The sequence below is a fragment of the Streptococcus sp. V869 genome, assembly GCF_054353515.1.
In genome coordinates this window covers 750,885-769,402 of the sequence record NZ_JBTHHW010000001.1, presented here as the reverse complement: position 1 = coordinate 769,402, position 18,518 = coordinate 750,885, and the positions used below count along the sequence as shown (strand labels likewise).

The 18,518-nt window shown below is 38.7% G+C and carries 21 protein-coding genes and 1 pseudogene; 18 read left to right on the top strand and 4 right to left on the bottom strand.

Annotated features, from left to right (window positions below):
- Positions 1-16: 16 nt before the first annotated feature.
- The 4 genes and pseudogenes from ACXYSN_RS03795 to ACXYSN_RS03780 all read right to left on the bottom strand — a co-directional run bounded on the left by ACXYSN_RS03795 (position 17) and on the right by ACXYSN_RS03780 (position 4,180).
- Positions 17-1,405, bottom strand: a pseudogene (locus ACXYSN_RS03795) (sodium-dependent transporter).
- 221 nt (positions 1,406-1,626) lie between these two features.
- The gene (locus ACXYSN_RS03790; RefSeq protein ID WP_458636205.1) at positions 1,627-2,082 is read right to left on the bottom strand and encodes an NUDIX domain-containing protein; all 456 of its coding nucleotides are present in this window, start codon (positions 2,080-2,082) and stop codon (positions 1,627-1,629) included.
- A gap of 20 nt (positions 2,083-2,102) precedes the next feature.
- Positions 2,103-3,278 carry a BaiN/RdsA family NAD(P)/FAD-dependent oxidoreductase gene (locus ACXYSN_RS03785; protein ID WP_458636204.1) on the bottom strand — a complete coding sequence of 392 codons (1,176 nt, stop codon included), beginning with the start codon at positions 3,276-3,278 and terminating at the stop codon, positions 2,103-2,105.
- 56 nt (positions 3,279-3,334) lie between these two features.
- Complete coding sequence (locus ACXYSN_RS03780; RefSeq protein WP_458625184.1) at positions 3,335-4,180, bottom strand: DegV family protein; 846 nt, start codon at positions 4,178-4,180, stop codon at positions 3,335-3,337.
- A gap of 124 nt (positions 4,181-4,304) precedes the next feature.
- Here ACXYSN_RS03780 and ACXYSN_RS03775 point away from each other — a divergent pair, with 124 nt between their 5' ends.
- The 18 genes from ACXYSN_RS03775 (at position 4,305) to ACXYSN_RS03690 (ending at position 18,514) form a co-directional block, all read left to right on the top strand.
- Positions 4,305-4,862, top strand: a complete 558-nt coding sequence (locus tag ACXYSN_RS03775; protein ID WP_004252362.1) for a TetR/AcrR family transcriptional regulator — start codon at positions 4,305-4,307, stop codon at positions 4,860-4,862.
- Between the two features lie 18 nt (positions 4,863-4,880).
- Positions 4,881-5,348, top strand: a complete 468-nt coding sequence (locus tag ACXYSN_RS03770) for a deoxycytidylate deaminase (protein WP_006150202.1) — start codon at positions 4,881-4,883, stop codon at positions 5,346-5,348.
- Positions 5,349-5,436: 88 nt separating this feature from the next.
- Positions 5,437-6,066, top strand: coding sequence for a uracil phosphoribosyltransferase (upp, locus tag ACXYSN_RS03765; RefSeq protein WP_006150334.1), 630 nt, complete (start codon positions 5,437-5,439; stop codon positions 6,064-6,066).
- 137 nt (positions 6,067-6,203) lie between these two features.
- Complete coding sequence (clpP, locus tag ACXYSN_RS03760; protein WP_255260882.1) at positions 6,204-6,830, top strand: ATP-dependent Clp protease proteolytic subunit ClpP; 627 nt, start codon at positions 6,204-6,206, stop codon at positions 6,828-6,830.
- Between the two features lie 75 nt (positions 6,831-6,905).
- Complete coding sequence (locus ACXYSN_RS03755; protein ID WP_006150148.1) at positions 6,906-7,175, top strand: YlbG family protein; 270 nt, start codon at positions 6,906-6,908, stop codon at positions 7,173-7,175.
- An 88-nt stretch (positions 7,176-7,263) separates the two neighbouring features.
- Positions 7,264-8,424, top strand: a complete 1,161-nt coding sequence (locus ACXYSN_RS03750; RefSeq protein WP_458636203.1) for an ABC transporter substrate-binding protein — start codon at positions 7,264-7,266, stop codon at positions 8,422-8,424.
- Positions 8,425-8,529: 105 nt separating this feature from the next.
- Positions 8,530-9,399, top strand: a complete 870-nt coding sequence (locus tag ACXYSN_RS03745) for a branched-chain amino acid ABC transporter permease (RefSeq protein ID WP_006150094.1) — start codon at positions 8,530-8,532, stop codon at positions 9,397-9,399.
- Positions 9,400-9,402: 3 nt separating this feature from the next.
- Positions 9,403-10,359: a branched-chain amino acid ABC transporter permease gene (locus ACXYSN_RS03740; RefSeq protein ID WP_458636202.1), complete on the top strand. Its 957-nt coding sequence runs from the start codon at positions 9,403-9,405 to the stop codon at positions 10,357-10,359.
- Positions 10,359-11,123, top strand: coding sequence for an ABC transporter ATP-binding protein (locus ACXYSN_RS03735; RefSeq protein ID WP_049503117.1), 765 nt, complete (start codon positions 10,359-10,361; stop codon positions 11,121-11,123). Before ACXYSN_RS03740 ends, ACXYSN_RS03735 begins: the two co-directional genes overlap by 1 nt.
- Positions 11,123-11,833 (top strand): ABC transporter ATP-binding protein, encoded by a 711-nt coding sequence (locus ACXYSN_RS03730; protein ID WP_000062228.1) that lies wholly within the window; start codon positions 11,123-11,125, stop codon positions 11,831-11,833. The genes ACXYSN_RS03735 and ACXYSN_RS03730 overlap by 1 nt, the downstream gene beginning before the upstream one ends.
- 315 nt (positions 11,834-12,148) lie before the next feature.
- On the top strand, positions 12,149-12,805 hold the full coding sequence (locus tag ACXYSN_RS03725) for a CBS domain-containing protein (RefSeq protein WP_458636201.1): 657 nt from the start codon (positions 12,149-12,151) through the stop codon (positions 12,803-12,805).
- Positions 12,806-12,933: 128 nt separating this feature from the next.
- Complete coding sequence (gene rpsF / locus ACXYSN_RS03720) at positions 12,934-13,224, top strand: 30S ribosomal protein S6 (protein ID WP_458636200.1); 291 nt, start codon at positions 12,934-12,936, stop codon at positions 13,222-13,224.
- 11 nt (positions 13,225-13,235) lie between these two features.
- Positions 13,236-13,706 carry a single-stranded DNA-binding protein SsbA gene (gene ssbA / locus ACXYSN_RS03715; RefSeq protein WP_178895252.1) on the top strand — a complete coding sequence of 157 codons (471 nt, stop codon included), beginning with the start codon at positions 13,236-13,238 and terminating at the stop codon, positions 13,704-13,706.
- Between the two features lie 31 nt (positions 13,707-13,737).
- Positions 13,738-13,977, top strand: a complete 240-nt coding sequence (rpsR, locus tag ACXYSN_RS03710; protein WP_000068664.1) for a 30S ribosomal protein S18 — start codon at positions 13,738-13,740, stop codon at positions 13,975-13,977.
- A gap of 287 nt (positions 13,978-14,264) precedes the next feature.
- Positions 14,265-14,774, top strand: coding sequence for a GNAT family N-acetyltransferase (locus ACXYSN_RS03705; protein ID WP_458636199.1), 510 nt, complete (start codon positions 14,265-14,267; stop codon positions 14,772-14,774).
- Between the two features lie 356 nt (positions 14,775-15,130).
- Positions 15,131-16,285 (top strand): non-hydrolyzing UDP-N-acetylglucosamine 2-epimerase, encoded by a 1,155-nt coding sequence (wecB, locus tag ACXYSN_RS03700; protein WP_458636198.1) that lies wholly within the window; start codon positions 15,131-15,133, stop codon positions 16,283-16,285.
- A complete protein-coding gene (locus ACXYSN_RS03695; RefSeq protein WP_458636197.1) occupies positions 16,285-17,061 on the top strand; it encodes a hypothetical protein in 777 nt (258 codons plus the stop codon). Before wecB ends, ACXYSN_RS03695 begins: the two co-directional genes overlap by 1 nt.
- A 142-nt stretch (positions 17,062-17,203) precedes the next feature.
- The gene (locus ACXYSN_RS03690) at positions 17,204-18,514 is read left to right on the top strand and encodes a glycosyltransferase family 2 protein (protein WP_458636196.1); all 1,311 of its coding nucleotides are present in this window, start codon (positions 17,204-17,206) and stop codon (positions 18,512-18,514) included.
- Positions 18,515-18,518 lie beyond the last annotated feature (4 nt).

Genomic DNA, 18,518 nt, shown 5'->3' with positions numbered 1-18,518 from the left:
AAGTCTTTTTTAATGATTACATAAATTGGGCAATAAAAACCACGATGATGATGATTGGTATAATATAACGAAGAAGGAAGAGCCAAACTTTGAAAAGTCCTCGTTTCCATGGTGTTTCATCTAGGTGAAGTTCTTTCATAGCCAATGCTTTTTTGAAGATATAGCCTGTAAAAAGTGATAAACAGAGGGCACCAAAAGGCATGAGGAGGTTGGAAACCAAGAAATCCATGGCATCAAAGAAGGTCTTTCCAAAGATATGGACATCAGCCATAACACCATAGGATAGAGCCGAAGGGATACCAAAGACAAAAGTCAATCCACCTAAAATCATACTCCACTTAGCACGTTTACGATTGTCCTGATTGGTGATGTTACCAACGTTGATCTCAAGCATGACGACTGAAGAGGTTATCGTCGCAAAGAGGAAAAGCAAGAGAAAGAGAATATAGAAAATAGTACCAAACGGCATATTGTCAAAGAGTTGTGGTAAAACGATAAAGAGGAGACTAGGTCCACCTTCAGACTGGATATTAAAGGCTGACATAGCAGGGAAAATCGCAAGTCCTGCCATGATCGATACAGAAATGTTCAAGGCTACGATGGAAATTCCTGATTGGACCAGATTGGTCTTCTTGTCCAGGTAAGAAGCGTAGGTCAGCATGGCTGTAACTCCAAGGGATAGAGCAAAGAAAGATTGGCCCAGTGCATAGAGGAGTCCAGCACTTGTCAGTTTTGAAAAGTCCGGTTTGAGGAAGTAAACGACACCATTCATTGCATTTGGCAAGCTGAGAGAACGCCCGATAATAACAACAAAGATAATAAAGAGCAGAGGCATCATGATCTTTGAAGCTCTTTCAATTCCTTTTTGAACGCCGTGTGAAACGATGAAAATATTCAAGAAGATAAAGGCTGCTTGGGCTCCTAGGGCAATAAATGGATTAGAAATGATGGAAGAGAACTGCTGGGCATAATCTCCAATTCCGATTAGGTGGAATAATCTTCCAATTTCGATACCAAGGTATACCAGAATCCAACCCCCAATAACACTATAAAATGAAAGAAGGATGAAAAGGGCAAAGGCGCCAATCCAACCAATAAAATTGTATTTATGATTGTTTCCAAGCTTACCAAAGGTTTTGATTGCTGATACTCCAGCGCTTCGACCAAGGGCAAATTCAGCCAGTAAGAGAGGAAATCCAATCAAAAGTGTCGAGATGAGAAAGACTAGTAAAAATCCTCCACCACCATTGGCAGCAGTCATGTATGGGAACTTCCAAACAGCTCCAAGACCAATAGCAGAGCCAGCAGACGCAAGAATGAAGCCCAGTTTCGAGCCCCATTGCGATTTTTCAGACATAGTTAAAACTCCAATCTATTTTCTAAAATAAGAAAAGGCTACTTGAATTGTCAAATAGCCTTCTCTCAATTGCTCTGAATGAGCTTTTTATTTGATTGATAGACTTGATTATCCTATCATGTTTTCTGAAACCTGTCAAGAAAGCGATTTTCATATTTTTACAGTTTTACCTTTGCAATCTTCTATAGTTTTTAAATAAATGTATCAGGTATCGATGATGATAGAATTTCAAAGAGACAAAAAACGGTAGAGTAATCTCTACCGTTTTGTTATTTTAGGTCATAAAGCCAATCGTTACCTTCTTTGTAGTAAAAGAACTCACTTAGATCTTCTTCAAGAAAAACACGAAGCATATCAGACATATCCTCAGTAGCTAGTTTAAGATGAGATAAATTTTCAAAATCCTCCCACCAGACTTTTCCTTCGTCTGAAGACTGGAGTTCACCAGTAAAGTGTTCTGTCTTGTAAAAAAGTACGACATAGCGAAAATCAGCATCATCATACCAATCTTTGATACCACAGAGTTGGGGTTTGGAAATGGTCAGACCAGTTTCTTCTTTCACTTCACGAATGACAGCATCGACAAAGGACTCGCCACGTTCAACATGACCACCAGGAAAAGTAATGCCAGGCCAGTCAGGATTAACTCGGTTTTGAACTAGAACCTTGTCTCCGTTTTGAATCATACACATGTTAACAAATTCGACTGATTCTCTTCTGTTCATAGGCTTCTCCTTCGTATTTCTTAATCAAAATGTAGACTTCCTGCCACCCATCCGGTACAGAGGGCAGAAGTAATGTTAAAGCCACCCGTATGGGCATTGATATCCAGCACCTCCCCTGCAAAGTGAAGACCAGGTACCAGTTTACTTTCCAGAGTTTTGGGATTGATTTCTTTGAGACTAACGCCACCTTTAGTTACAAATGACTTGGCAAGGGACATCTTTCCAGTCACAGGAATCTTGAGGGACTTGATAGATTGGAGAAGTTGCTCTCGCTCTTTTTCAGTTAGTTGTTTAACTTTTTCTGGGTATCCTTGCGAGAAGAAATCAGCCAAGCGTTCTGGCAATAAAGATTTCAAGGCATTTTTCAAGGATTTTTCACGGTTTTCTTCTAGAAAATTTACTAAGTCGCCTTCAGAAAGTTGTGGCAAGACATCCAATGAGAGAACCTCTCCACCCTTGACAAAACTAGACATACGAAGAGCAGCGGGACCTGATAAACCAAAGTGAGTAAAAAGTAGGTCATGAGTAATGACATGCTTGCCATAGCTTAGAGTCACATCGTCTAGTGAGATTCCCTGCAAAGCCTTGTGTGGAAAATCTGTCAGCAAAGGACTCTCGGCCGCTTCAAGTTCGGTAATGGTATGTTTAAAGTGACGAGCAATCTCATGGCCAAAACCAGTCGAACCAGTGGAAGGATAGGACTTGCCACCTGTTGTGACAATGAGTTTATCACAAGTGAAAGTCTGGTCTGCTGACTTGAGGACAAACTGGTCGTCTACCTTTTTAACAGAAACAATCTCTATTTGAGTCATGACTTGTCCGCCCAATTCAGAGATTTTCTTTTCTAAAGCTTCGATAATAGTCCGAGATTTGTCGCTAGCAGGAAAGACACGCCCGTGATCCTCTACCTTTAGTTTGACGCCATTTTCCGTAAAAAAGTTGATAATATCATGGTTATCAAACTGGGAGAAGACGCTGTAAAGAAAGCGCCCATTTCCAGGAATGCCGGCTAATAGGTCATCCAGGGTTCCGTTGTTAGTGACGTTGCAACGACCACCACCAGTTCCAGCTAATTTTTTTCCAAGTTTTCTATTTTTTTCGATGAGAAGTGTTTTCTGCCCGTAAAAGCTACTGGAAATAGTAGCCATCATTCCAGCAGGACCACCTCCGATGACAATCGTATCAAAATGTTTCATAAAAGTATTGTACCATAAAAAAACAAGAGATGATAAGTCATCCCTTGTTTGATTGATTAACCAATTTCATATCCCATGAGAAGTCCACCTTCTTCTGCATAAAAACTGCAGAGTCCAGAAGTTGGGAGAATTTTAATATTCGCTGCTGGGAATTTTTCACGCAAGAGCTCTGAGAGCTGCTGGCAGAATTTTTCATTACTGCGGTGAGCCATGACGATACGGCCACCGGCATAGCCAGCTTTAATCAACTCTTCATAGGCAGCTTGGAGGGATTTTTTAGCACCACGAGCCTTTTGAAGCAATTCTAAGGTTCCAGTTTCACTTGCTTCCCCAACCATACGGATATTGAGGAGCCCAACAACTGTACCAATAAGCTTACTCAAGCGACCGTTTTTAACCAGGTTATCAACCTTAGCAAGAACGAACAACAACTTCGTTTTTTCTTGGTAAGTAGTAATAACTTCAACCACTTCTTCAAAAGAAAGTCCTTGGTTGATCAAGTCATTGATTTTCTCAACAATTAGGTCAACTTCCCCACCAGCAGACAAACTATCAATAACGTGAATCTGAGTATCAGGGTGTTCTTCGAGATAGATATTCTTAGCTAATTGAGCGCTATTGTGGCTACCAGAGAGAGTTCCGGTGATGGTTACTACAAAAATATGTTTGGCACCTTCAAATGCTCGTAAATAATCATCAGGACTAGGGCAAGCTGATTTAGAAGCTTCAGAAGTCGCATACATAGTTTCCATCATCTGATCAATATCCAGATTGGCATCATCGACAAAGACCTGGTCCGCTACTTGAATCGTTAATGGGACACTGACAAATTCAGTATCAAAAGCAGGATTTGCCAGTTGACGATAATCACAACCAGAGTCAGCAATAATCTTCCAAGTCATAGAATTTCTCCATCTTTATCACTTATACATTGACAAAGGTTCTGTCTTTTTTTACAATTATATCATGAAAGCCCTTGAAACAAAAGTAGTACCTCTCTGTTGTCACAAGTAGAAAGAAATTGTTATGTCTGAACGTAAAATATCTGAAAAATCGCTTGAAAATCTTAGAAAGTCCAATCAAGAATCTAATTTGCTAACCAGAGAAGCGATTGAAACAGCTCTTTTGCAACTCTTGGAGAAAAAGGAGTTAGCTAAGATTAGCATTTCTGAGCTAGTCAAACGTGCTGGCGTTTCTCGTGCAGCCTTTTATCGTAACTATGATTCCAAAGAAGAGATTTTAGAAAGTGTCTTTAAACGTAGCGTCCATAACATCATGGAGCAACTAAGTCATTACGATGTCAAGACGGATCTCTATCTAGTTTGGGTTCATCTTTTCCGAGAAGCCAAGAAAGAAGCCAAGGTTATTCAGCTTGCCCTGGACTATCACTTGGAAAAAATCTTTGTGCAAGCTATGCAAGAGTTTCTAGAAAAATACTATGGAAAATCAAAGGGTGTTAGCAGTTATCTGCATTCTTTTTGGAGTTCTGCTATCGTATCCGTTTTGCTAAAATGGATCAAGGACGGAATGAAGGTTCCTGCTGAGAAAATTGCAGATTTACGCTTGCCATTTTTCAAAAAATAAGTTAAGAGGAGAAAAACTATGACAGAAAAAAGACTGGCTTGGGATGAGTATTTCGCTGCTCAAGCTCTATTGATTGCCAATCGTTCAACCTGTAAACGTGCCAAGGTAGGAGCCGTTTTAGTTAAGGATAACAAGGTTGTTTCAACAGGCTATAATGGCTCTGTATCAGGAACAGAACATTGTATTGACCACGACTGCCTGGTGATAGAGGGCCACTGTGTCCGCACTCTTCATGCAGAGGTAAATGCTATTTTACAAGGGGCAGAACGTGGCGTTCCTAAAGGCTTTACAGCTTACGTTACTCATTTTCCATGCCTCAACTGTACCAAGCAACTGCTTCAGGTAGGATGTGAACGTGTTGTTTATATCAATCAATACCGTATGGATGACTATGCCCAACATCTTTATCAAGAAAAGGGAACAGAATTAACTCACCTACCACTTGAAACAGTACAAGCAGCTCTCCAAGAGGCTCACCTAATCTAGAAATTATAAAAAATAAATGGTTTAGAAAGCTTTTTAAGCCATTTTTTGATATAATAAGAAGAATAAATTGAAAGAAGGAATTCTGAAAATGGGAAAACTTGAAGTTATTAATCATCCACTGATTCAACACAAATTGTCAATCTTGCGTCGCACTGACACTTCTACAAAAGCTTTTCGTGAGTTAGTTAACGAGATTGCAATGTTGATGGGATATGAAGTACTTCGTGATCTTCCACTTGAAGACGTTGAAATCGAAACACCTATCACAAAAACAGTTCAAAAACAATTGGCTGGTAAAAAATTAGCGATTGTTCCAATCTTACGTGCAGGTATTGGAATGGTTGATGGATTGTTGAGCTTGGTTCCAGCAGCAAAAGTTGGGCACATCGGTATGTATCGTGATGAAGAAACCCTTCAACCAGTAGAATACTTGGTAAAATTACCTGAAGATATCGACCAACGTCAAATCTTTGTGGTTGACCCTATGCTTGCAACAGGTGGTTCTGCAATCTTGGCTGTTGATTCCCTTAAAAAACGTGGGGCTTCAAACATCAAATTTGTCTGCCTGGTATCTGCTCCAGAAGGTGTAAAAGCTCTTCAAGAAGCTCACCCAGATGTAGAAATCTTTACTGCAGCTTTGGATGAACGTTTGAACGAACATGGTTATATTGTTCCAGGTCTTGGAGACGCAGGAGATCGCTTGTTCGGTACAAAATAAGATTCTAAGCATAGACTAAAACTGTTCATTGGTTTTAGTTTCGAAAGGAGGTTGAATTTTTGTGTCTGTTTATAAGAATGGAGCAAAAATTTGACCTTTTTTGACCAAAAAGATATAATAATCCTATATCGAGTCGTTTGACTAAGAAATATTGCAATCAGAAGGAGAAAAGAATGATTCCTGTAGTTATTGAACAAACAAGTCGTGGAGAACGTTCATATGACATTTACTCACGTCTTTTAAAAGATCGTATCATCATGTTGACTGGACCAGTCGAAGACAATATGGCAAACTCAGTCATCGCCCAATTGCTCTTCTTGGATGCCCAAGATAGTACAAAAGATATTTACCTTTATGTAAATACACCAGGTGGGTCTGTATCAGCTGGTTTGGCAATCGTTGATACCATGAACTTTATCAAGGCAGATGTCCAAACTATCGTTATGGGGATGGCAGCTTCAATGGGAACAATTATTGCCTCAAGTGGAGCAAAAGGCAAACGTTTCATGCTTCCAAATGCAGAGTACATGATTCACCAACCAATGGGTGGTACAGGTGGTGGTACTCAGCAAACAGATATGGCCATCGCTGCTGAACATTTGCTTAAAACTCGTAAGACTTTAGAGCAAATTCTTGCAGATAACTCTGGTAAATCAGTTGAGCAAATACATGCAGATGCTGAACGTGATTACTGGATGAGTGCTCAAGAAACACTTGAATATGGTTTCATTGATGAAATTATGGCCAATAATTCTTTGAATTAATCTACTAAAGCAAACTCGACTGAGTTTGCTTTTTTTGGTATAATAAGAGGAAGATTACTAGAAGGAAGATGAATTATGTTTCAAAAAGAAAATCGGTCTGGTCTGATTATCTACCTATACTATAATCGTGATGCAAAAAAACTCGCAAATTATGGCGATATTTGTTATCACTCAAAAAAACACCGTTATCTACAACTTTATGTTCCAACAGAAGAAGTAGAAGACCTGGTAGGTCGTTTAGATAAAGAAAAATTTATCAAGAAAGTGAGACGATGTCACATCCAAGAATTAGAAACTCCTTTCGTTGGTAACCTCTATAAAAATACCGAAAACGTTATCATTTAAAAAAAGAGATAAACTTGTTGACAATTTTCTGATAATTCGGTATATTCTTAACATGTCATTAAAAATGAATTTAAGAAGGAGACAATTTATGAAGAAAAAATTCGCATTATCGCTTGTTGCACTTGCAAGTGTCGCTGTATTGGCAGCCTGTGGGGAAGTGAAATCTGGAGCTTCTAATGCAACTGGTAACCCAGTAGACGAAAAAGTTATCAAGATTGGTTTCAACTTTGAGGAAACTGGTGCTGTCGCTGCTTACGGTACTTCTGAACAAAAAGGTGCTCAACTTGCAGTTGATGAAATCAATGCTGCTGGTGGTGTTGATGGAAAACAAATCGAAGTAGTAGACAAAGATAATAAATCTGAAACTGCTGAAGCAGCTTCTGTTTCTACAAACCTTGTTACTCAATCAAAAGTAGCAGCTATTGTAGGACCTGCGACTTCTGGAGCAACTGCTGCTGCAGTGGCAAACGCTACTCAAGCTGCTGTGCCATTAATCTCGCCAAGTGCTACTCAAGATGGTTTGACCAAAGGACAAGACTTCCTATTTATTGGAACATTCCAAGATAGCTACCAAGGTAAAATCATCTCAAACTATGTAGCTAATAAATTGAGTGCTAAGAAAGTTGTTTTGTATACTGATAACTCAAGTGACTATGCTAAAGGTGTTGCAAAAGCTTTCCGTGAATCATTTAAAGGTGAAATCGTAGCTGATGAAACATTTGTATCAGGAGATACTGACTTCCAAGCAGCTCTTACAAAAATCAAAGATAAAGAATTTGATGCAATCGTATTACCAGGTTACTACACTGAAGCAGGTAAAATTGTAAACCAAGCTCGTGGTATGGGTATTGACAAACCAATCATCGGTGGTGATGGATTTAATGGTGAAGAGTTTGTTCAACAAGCAACAGTAGAACGTGCATCAAACATTTACTTCATCTCTGGTTTCTCATCAACAGTTGATGTTTCTGATAAGGCAAAAGCCTTCCTAGAAGCTTACCGTGCTAAATACAATGAAGAGCCTTCAACTTTTGCAGCTCTTGCATATGACTCAGTTTACCTTGTAGCAAATGCAGCAAAAGGTGCTAAAACATCTGTAGAACTTAAAGATAATCTTGCTAAAACTAAAGACTTTGAGGGAGTAACAGGAAAAACAAGCTTCGATGCAGATCACAACACTGTTAAAACTGCATTCATGATGACTATGAATAATGGTAAAGTTGAAGCGGCAGAAGTCGTACAACCATAAATTAAAGATAACGAGAATGGGGAATGAGCTTTTTACTCACTCCCTGTTTCGGTATTTTAGAAGCAATTTATATCCTAAAAATTATTATTAGAAAGAGTGAACTATATGCTCCAACAACTTGTTAATGGTTTAATCCTGGGTAGTGTTTATGCATTATTAGCCCTTGGATATACCATGGTTTATGGAATTATCAAGCTCATCAACTTCGCCCACGGCGATATTTATATGATGGGGGCTTTTATGGGCTATTTCTTGATTAATTCCCTACAATTAAATTTCTTTTTAGCCTTAATTTTATCGATGATTGGTTCAGCTATTCTCGGTGTTATCATTGAGTTTCTAGCTTATCGCCCACTGCGTCATTCAACTCGTATCTCTGTACTGATTACAGCTATCGGGGTATCCTTCTTATTGGAATACGGAATGGTCTATCTGGTGGGTGCCAATACACGTGCCTTCCCTCAAGCAATCCAAACTGTACGATACGACTTGGGACCAATTAGTCTTACAAATATCCAATTGTTGATTTTGACTGTCTCAATTGTCTTAATGATTCTTTTGCAACTTATCGTACAAAAAACCAAGATGGGGAAAGCTATGCGTGCCGTTTCTGTAGATAGCGATGCTGCTCAGTTGATGGGGATTAACGTGAACCGTACAATCAGCTTTACCTTTGCTTTGGGTTCAGCTTTGGCTGGAGCAGCAGGTGTCTTGATTGCCCTTTATTACAACTCTCTCGAACCATTGATGGGAATGACTCCAGGTATTAAATCTTTCGTTGCTGCCGTTCTTGGTGGTATCGGTATCATCCCTGGTGCAGCTCTTGGAGGTTTTGTAATTGGTCTATTGGAAACTTTTGCAATTGCTTTTGGATTGTCAGATTTCCGTGATGCCATCGTGTATGGAATCTTGCTCTTAATCTTGATTGTTCGTCCAGCTGGTATTCTTGGTAAGAATGTGAAAGAGAAGGTGTAAACAATGAAAGTAAATGTAAAAGCTAATATTCTCTGGATATTCCTTTTGTTGCTTGGATATGGTATGATTAGCCTCTTAGTTTCACTTGGTATTTTAAACCTTTTCCATATTCAAATTCTGGAACAAATCGGTATTAATATTATTCTTGCAGTAGGACTTAACCTAATCGTTGGTTTCTCTGGCCAATTTTCACTTGGACATGCTGGATTTATGGCTATCGGTGCCTATGCAGCAGCTATTATTGGATCAAAATCTCCAACTTATGGTGCCTTCTTTGGAGCTATGTTGCTCGGCGCCATCATTGCTGGTTTGGTTGCCCTCATCGTAGGAATTCCTACCCTTCGTTTGAAGGGGGATTATCTTGCAGTTGCTACACTTGGGGTTGCTGAGATTATTCGTATCTTGATTGTCAATGGTGGTAGCCTAACTAATGGAGCTGCAGGTATTTTAGGAATTCCAAACTTCACTAACTGGCAAATGGTATATATCTTTGCCGTGATTACAACTATTTTAACACTGAACTTTTTACGTAGTCCAATCGGTCGTTTAACCTTGTCTGTTCGTGAAGATGAAATTGCGGCTGAGTCAGTAGGGGTCAATACAACAAAAATCAAAATTATTGCTTTCGTATTTGGAGCTATGACTGCAAGTATTGCAGGATCACTCCAAGCAGGATTTGTCGGTTCAGTTGTACCAAAAGATTATAGTTTTATCAACTCTATCAACGTTTTAATCATCGTTGTATTTGGTGGTTTGGGATCAATCACAGGATCAATTGTCGCAGCCATTGTTCTTGGAATTTTGAACATGTTACTCCAAGACGTTGCTAGCGTTCGTATGATTATCTATGCTTTGGCTTTGGTACTTGTTATGATTTTCAGACCAGGTGGACTCCTTGGTACATGGGAATTGAGCCTATCACGTCTCTTTAAAAAAGGTAAGAAGGAGGGACAAAACTAATGGCATTACTTGAAGTAAAAAACTTAACCAAACATTTTGGTGGTTTGACGGCTGTTGGAGATGTAACTCTCGAATTGAATGAAGGTGAACTTGTTGGCTTGATTGGACCGAATGGAGCGGGGAAAACAACTCTTTTCAACTTGCTGACAGGAGTTTATGAACCGAGTGAAGGAACTGTTACTTTGGATGGGCACCTACTAAATGGAAAGCAACCTTATAAAATCGCATCCCTTGGTTTAGGGCGTACCTTCCAAAATATTCGTCTTTTTAAAGACTTAACTGTTTTAGACAATGTTCTCATTGCATTTAGCAATCATCATAAACAACATGTATTTGCTAGTTTCTTACGCTTACCAGCTTTTTACAAGAATGAAAAAGAATTGAAAGCTAAAGCCTTAGAATTACTAAAAATCTTTGATTTGGATGGAGATGCTGAAACTTTAGCAAAAAACCTAGCTTATGGTCAACAACGTCGTTTGGAGATTGTTCGTGCTCTTGCTACAGAGCCTAAAATCCTTTTCTTGGATGAGCCTGCAGCTGGTATGAACCCACAAGAAACGGCAGAATTGACTGAGTTGATTCGTCGGATAAAGGATGAATTCAACATTACCATTATGCTGATTGAACATGATATGAACTTGGTCATGGAAGTTACTGAACGTATCTACGTTCTTGAGTATGGTCGTTTGATTGCTCATGGTACACCAGATGAAATCAAGAGTAATAAACGTGTTATCGAAGCTTATCTTGGAGGTGAAGCCTAATGTCTATGTTAAAAGTTGAAAACCTCTCAGTACACTATGGTATGATTCAAGCTGTACGTGATGTGAGCTTTGAAGTTAATGAAGGAGAAGTTGTTTCTCTAATCGGTGCTAACGGTGCAGGTAAAACAACTATTCTTCGTACTCTATCAGGACTTGTTCGCCCAAGTTCTGGTCGAATTGAATTTTTGGGCCAAGAAATCCAAAAGATGCCTGCTCAAAAGATTGTGGCATCAGGACTTTCTCAAGTGCCAGAAGGACGTCATGTCTTCCCTGGTTTGACAGTTATGGAAAACTTGGAGATGGGAGCCTTTCTTAAGAAGAACCGTGAAGAGAACCAAGCAAATTTGAAGAAAGTCTTTTCACGTTTTCCACGTTTGGAAGAACGTAAAAACCAGGATGCAGCAACCCTATCTGGAGGTGAGCAACAGATGCTTGCTATGGGACGTGCACTTATGTCGACTCCTAAACTCCTTCTTTTGGATGAGCCATCAATGGGGCTGGCACCAATTTTCATTCAAGAAATTTTTGATATCATCCAAGATATTCAAAAACAAGGGACAACCGTTCTTTTGATTGAACAAAATGCTAATAAAGCACTTGCCATTGCAGATCGAGGATATGTTCTTGAAACAGGTAAAATCGTTCTTTCAGGAACAGGTAAAGAACTCGCAGCTTCAGACGAAGTCAGAAAAGCATATCTAGGTGGCTAAAACAATCCAGTGGATTGTTTTAGTCGGCGGATAAGGATTGCGTAGTAATCTTCGTATAGTCTGGGAGACTAGTTTAGGTTGCGGATAAGGATTGCGCAAGCAATCCACATTATTCCGGGGGACCTTTTTAGTCGGCGGATAGAGATTGCAAAGCAACCATAGAATCCACATAAGTAAATGATTAAGAGCTCTTAGGTGGAGCTCTTTTTCGTAAAGTTCACCAGATTTTTCTGAATCTTGAAAAAGAGATGAAAGCGTTTGATAGCTTTCCGTAAAAAGTGTATAATAAAACTATAAACATAAAGGAGATTTCCTATGGCAGTTAAAGATTTTATGACTCGTAAGGTCGTTTATATTAGTCCTGATACAACTGTTGCGCATGCAGCAGATTTAATGCGTGAACAAGGCTTGCACCGTCTTCCTGTTATTGAGAATGATAAATTAGTAGGCTTGGTAACAGAAGGTACAATCGCTGAAGCTAGTCCTTCAAAAGCGACTAGTCTTTCGATCTTCGAGATGAATTATCTGCTTAATAAGACAAAAGTAAAAGATGTCATGATTCGTGATGTTGTTACTGTTTCAGGATATGCAAGCTTGGAAGACGCCACTTATCTCATGCTCAAAAATAAGATTGGTATCTTACCCGTTGTGGATAATGGACAACTGTATGGAGTGATTACAGACCGAGATGTATTCAGAGCCTTTCTAGAAATTGCTGGTTATGGTGAAGAAGGTATCCGTGTTCGTTTTATCACAGAAAATGAAGTTGGGGTGCTAGGTAAGATTGTTTCTCTAATCGTTGAAGAAAATCTTAATATTTCTCATACCGTTAATATCCCTCGTAAAGATGGTAAGATTGTCATTGAAGTTCAAATTGAGGGAACAATTGATCTTACTTCTTTGAAAAAGAAATTCGAACAAGAGAATATTCTGGTTGATGAAATTACCCAGACTTCTGCAAAGAAACTCTAAAAAGTAAACAATTATTGTTTTATACTTGCGAAAAAAATTTTTTTCTAGTATAATAGTTTATTGTGAGCAAACCTCACTTACCCCATGCAAAGACTTGGGGTCATTAGACCAAAAGGAGGAACATATCAATGGCTAAATACGAAATTCTTTATATCATTCGTCCAAACATTGAAGAAGAAGCGAAAAACGCTTTGGTAGCACGTTTTGACTCTATCTTGACTGACAACGGTGCAACTGTTGTTGAATCAAAAGATTGGGAAAAACGTCGTCTTGCATACGAAATCCAAGATTTCCGTGAAGGACTTTACCACATCGTTAACGTTGAAGCAAACGATGACGCAGCTCTTAAAGAGTTTGACCGTCTTTCAAAAATCAACGCTGACATTCTTCGTCACATGATCGTCAAAATTGACGCGTAAGAAGGTAGATTATGATTAACAATGTTGTACTTGTAGGGCGTATGGTACGTGACGCTGAGTTGCGTTATACCCCATCAAATGTAGCAGTAGCTACTTTTACTCTTGCAGTAAACCGTACATTCAAGAGTCAAAATGGTGAACGTGAGGCTGATTTTATCAATGTCGTAATGTGGCGCCAACAGGCTGAAAACCTTGCTAATTGGGCAAAAAAAGGCTCACTTATCGGGGTTACAGGTCGTATCCAGACTCGTAGTTACGATAACCAGCAAGGACAACGTGTCTACGTGACTGAAGTCGTAGCTGAAAATTTCCAAATGTTGGAAAGCCGTAGCGTGCGTGAAGGTCAAACTGGTGGAGGTCATTCAGCACCAAGTTCAAATTATTCAGCACCTACCCAATCAGTACCTGACTTTTCACGAGATGAAAATCCATTTGGAACAACCAATCCATTGGATATTTCAGACGATGATTTACCATTCTAATGGACAATTAATACTATAAAGGAGAAAAAACATGGCTCAACAACGTCGTGGCGGATTCAAACGCCGTAAAAAAGTTGATTACATCGCAGCAAACAAAATTGAATATGTTGATTACAAAGATACTGAGCTTCTTAGCCGTTTCGTTTCAGAACGTGGGAAAATCCTTCCTCGTCGTGTAACTGGAACTTCAGCTAAAAACCAACGTAAAGTAACAACAGCTATCAAACGCGCTCGCGTAATGGCTTTGATGCCTTTCGTAAACGAAGATTAAAGAAAAGACCCTCACGGGTCTTTTTTTTATGAGCATGGAAATATGAGAGCGAGTTGAGGTCCGGTGGAGCTCTTTTTCATGAGCTTGGAAATGTAAGAGCGAGTTGATGTCCGGGTGGACCTCTTTTTCATGAGCTTGAAAATAAGAAAGTGAATTAATATCCCAACGAGTCTTTTTTCAGGTCCAGTGGACCTCTTTTTCATGAGCTCAGCGAGTAAGACCTGGCTGTTTTTTTTCTTTCTCTAAAACGTGCTATAATGATAGTAGTAATTCTAAAGGAGTATCTTATGAAGGGAAACGCTATTATTAGAAAAATGATTGAATCGGATATCCAACACCTGTCCCAAGGTTTTATCAATCAGGGTTGGCCTGTTAGAGAGGAAAATTTAACTCGATACTTTAAGGAGCAAGAAAGTGGGGAGAGAGAAGTCTTAGTTGCAGAGGTCGATAGTGCTGTAGCGGGCTACATTACCATTTTGCCCTCTGCTAAACATGGTCCTTTTGCAGAAATCTATCCAGAACTTTCAGATTTCAATGTCTTTGAGACTTTTCAAAATCAAGGTATTGGAAATCTCTTGATGGAAGAAGCGGAAAAACGAGTTAAACTCGTATCGGATAAGGTGACGCTTGGTGTTGGACTCCACTCAGGTTATGGACCTGCCCAGAGATTGTACATCAAACGAGGTTATATTCCAGATGGTTCGGGAGTTTGGTATCAGAACTATCCAGTGGCGATGAATGCTACTTGTGAAGATATCGGTGATCTTGTTTTATATCTGTCAAAAGATTTGATTTAAGATAGATTTTATAAAGTTTAACTTTAAAATAGCAAGAAGTCGTAAACTCCTTTTTCATTCGAAAAAGGGATTTTTTTGTTTGTAATTTTGAAAACAAATCATCGGAATTCAATATATTTTACTATATTAATATACACAGTCCAAGAGTTTTCGAAAGGTTGCTGAAACCCTTTATTACAAAAGGGTTTCATAGTGTTACAAAACCATTAAAAGCATTAGTGGATTCTAAAAAAATTTGACATTTAAATTAATTGCCGGTAAAATAATTAAGACAATCAAATTAATTGATTCTTGAAATATTCTATATTCGAATCAATATTATGTGTCAAATTTTATGATGTTTAAAGGAAACCATAATGGAAAAACTTAAAGTGATGGTTGTTTTTGGAACACGTCCAGAAGCCATCAAAATGGCCCCTTTAGTGTTGGAATTGCAAAAGCATAGTGAACGTATTGAAACAATCACCGTTGTAACTGCACAACACCGTCAAATGTTAGATCAGGTTCTTGAAACCTTTCGTATTCAACCAAACTATGATTTAGATATTATGGGGAAAAATCAGTCGCTTTTAGATATCACTGGGAAAATTCTCCAGAAGTTCGATCCTATTGTTAAGAAAGAACTTCCAGATATGATTTTGGTACACGGTGATACTACAACAACTTTTGTAGCAAGTCTGGTAGCTTTCTATAATCAAGTTCGCATCGGGCATGTTGAAGCCGGGTTAAGAACCTTTGATAAATATTCTCCATTTCCAGAAGAGATGAATCGTCAAATGACTGATAATCTAGCAGATCTTTATTTCGCTCCAACGAGTGAGAGTAAAGAAAATCTTCTAAAGGAAAACCATCCGGAATTTTCCATTATTATCACTGGGAACACTGCCATTGATGCATTAAAATTAACGGTTCAATCTGATTACTATCATGAAGTTCTAGATCAGTTGGATCCGTTAAAAAAATTAGTTTTGGTAACAATGCACCGTCGTGAAAACCAAGGTCAACCCATGCGAGATGTTTTTACTGCCTTGCGCGAAATGGTAGATGTTCACTCTGAATTGGAAGTTGTCTATCCTGTCCACCTTAGTCCTGCAGTGCAAGAGGCTGCTAAGGATATCCTCTCTGGCCATGAGAGAATCCATTTGATTGAACCTTTGGATGTACTGGATTTCCATAATTTGGCATCTAAAAGTTATTTTATCATGACGGACTCTGGTGGTGTTCAAGAAGAAGCTCCTTCTCTAGGGAAACCAGTTCTTGTGCTTCGTGATACAACTGAGCGTCCAGAAGGAGTGCGAGCGGGAACCTTAAAATTAGTTGGAACAGATCCTAACCGCGTAAAAGAGGCAATGTCAGCCCTATTAACAGATGAAAAACTCTACAAAGATATGTCTCAGGCTCCGAATCCTTACGGTGACGGAAGAGCTTCAGAACGAATTGTAAAAGCAATTCAACATTACTTTGGATTGACGGAAGCTGCACCTGAATTTAGAGAAGGAGATGAAGCGTAATGAAAAGTTGGATTAAATTTAGGAACTGGTCTATTGCTTTAATTGGATTTGAGTTATTTCTCCTAGTGTTTTGTGGGCTTTATGCTAGACAACTCTTGCTTGAACAAATCTTATTTTTCTTCTTAGCTTTGTTTGCTGCCTTGGTATTATCTGATTTGTTGTTGACTTGGACAATACTGTTAAGCTTTGGTCTAGGTATTATCTTTTTAGTTCTGGGAATTGTGTACATTCCTAGTCTTCAAATTTTTATTTTTCTCTTTAGTTTTCCTGTTTTAATCGGAATTTTAATTAAGATTCGTTATTATATCTTTAAGATGGTTTCCAAAGTACAGGATCAAGAAAAAGAAGCTTCTGCAGACTATGAATCTATGCTTTCTTCTCAAAACGAAGGAATACAGGCTCTCTTAATTCATTGGTCACACGAAGATTTGTTCTTCCAGATTAAACCTAAAGAATACAATCGTATGCTTAGTCGGATTCGAGATGTCATTTCGCAAAAACTGATGTACAATGATAAACTCTATTATATTTCAGAGGGGAATTTCCTTGTTTTGTCTGATAGCAATCAACATTCCTTGAAGGAAATCTATTTCAATGATTTGAAGGAAAAATTAGAAGAGTTGATTTTTCATGGAGAAGATGGGAATCAAGCAATTCAATTTCAAACGGGTTACTTGGTAGTTGACTCAGAAAATAGAGACAAAAATCAACACTACTCTGATATCATTAGTCATTTAAAACGTCAGTTAGAGACGGATGTAATTGTGGAATATTAGGAGGAAAAAATGAATCTGACAGATACATTCTGGGGAATTGCTTTTGGAGTAAGTCTCGTATTTGGCATTTGTTTTGTCATATTATTTGTTGCATACAAAGTTTTATACCATCGAGTGAATAAAAATTTTAAGGCGGTGAATCATGATTAGTCAAATATTGATGATTTTTACCTTGATTTCTATCTGGGTTTCCTTAGCCTGGGGCTTGGTCATTCTCTTTTCAGCGGTTCACTTCTGGTTCAAGCATAGTGATTTTCGTGTAGATACAACACCATTACCATACTATCCTAAGGTGACGATTGTCGTTCCAGCCCATAATGAAGATGTGGTTATTGCACAGACAGCTAAAGCTATCCTAGATTTGAATTATCCTCATGATCGTGTGGAATTGCTCTTGTTTGCAGATAATTGTTCAGATAACACTTATGAAGAGTGTCTAGCTGTTAAAGCGATTCCAGAGTATGCTGAAAGAAATCTGACCATTATCAATCGTAGTGGTACAGGAGGTAAAGCCGGAGTTCTTAATGATGCTTTGGAGATGGCTACTGGAGATTATATCTGTGTCTATGATGCTGACGCTATGCCTGAAAAAAATGCTCTTTATTTCCTTGTCAAGGAAGTCATGAAGGATCCAGAACGTCATGTGGCATCTTTTGGTAGAAATAAGACGCGTAATGCAAATCAGAATTTCTTGACACGTTGTATCAACCAAGAAATCGTCGTTACCCAGCGCGTTCACCATGTGGGTATGTGGCATCTCTTTAAGATTGGTCGTATCCCAGGAACAAACTTTATCATTCAGACTGAGTTTGTAAAAAGTATTGGTGGTTGGAGAAATGGTGCCTTAACAGAAGATACCGATATCTCCTTTAAGATTATGCAGAGTGGGAAATTGATTGCCCTTGCTTATAATTCAGAGGCTTTCCAACAAGAGCCAGAAACTTTAAAGAGTTACTATATGCAACGGAAACGTTGGGCTAAAGGGAACTATGAAGTAGTGCTATCAAACTTTAAACACTTGTTTGGTAAAGGAAACTGGCGTGTTAAGTTAGAAGTCTTTAACTATTCTTGTATCTTCTTTTGGTTTAACTTTGCCATTGTTCTTTCGGATTTGATTTTCCTTGCTAATATAATCGCAATGCTTGTGCGTATATTTGTCCCTGACTTTGATATTCCATTTGCCTTTGATGCAAACAATATTTACATTACTCAATTAATGCTTTTCAACTGGATTCTGATGATTGGTCTATATCTGATGCAGATTATGATTGCATTAGCCAGCCAATTTGGACAAGCAACAAGCAAGCAGGTTTGGTTGGCCTTGCTGGCCTATTTCACTTATGCTCAACTATTTATCATAGTATCTATTGATTCGATTACTTCAATTGTCATGGACAAGATTCTTCGCAGAAAAGAGACTAAGTGGGTTAAAACCAAGCGCTTTGCAGGTTAGGAGG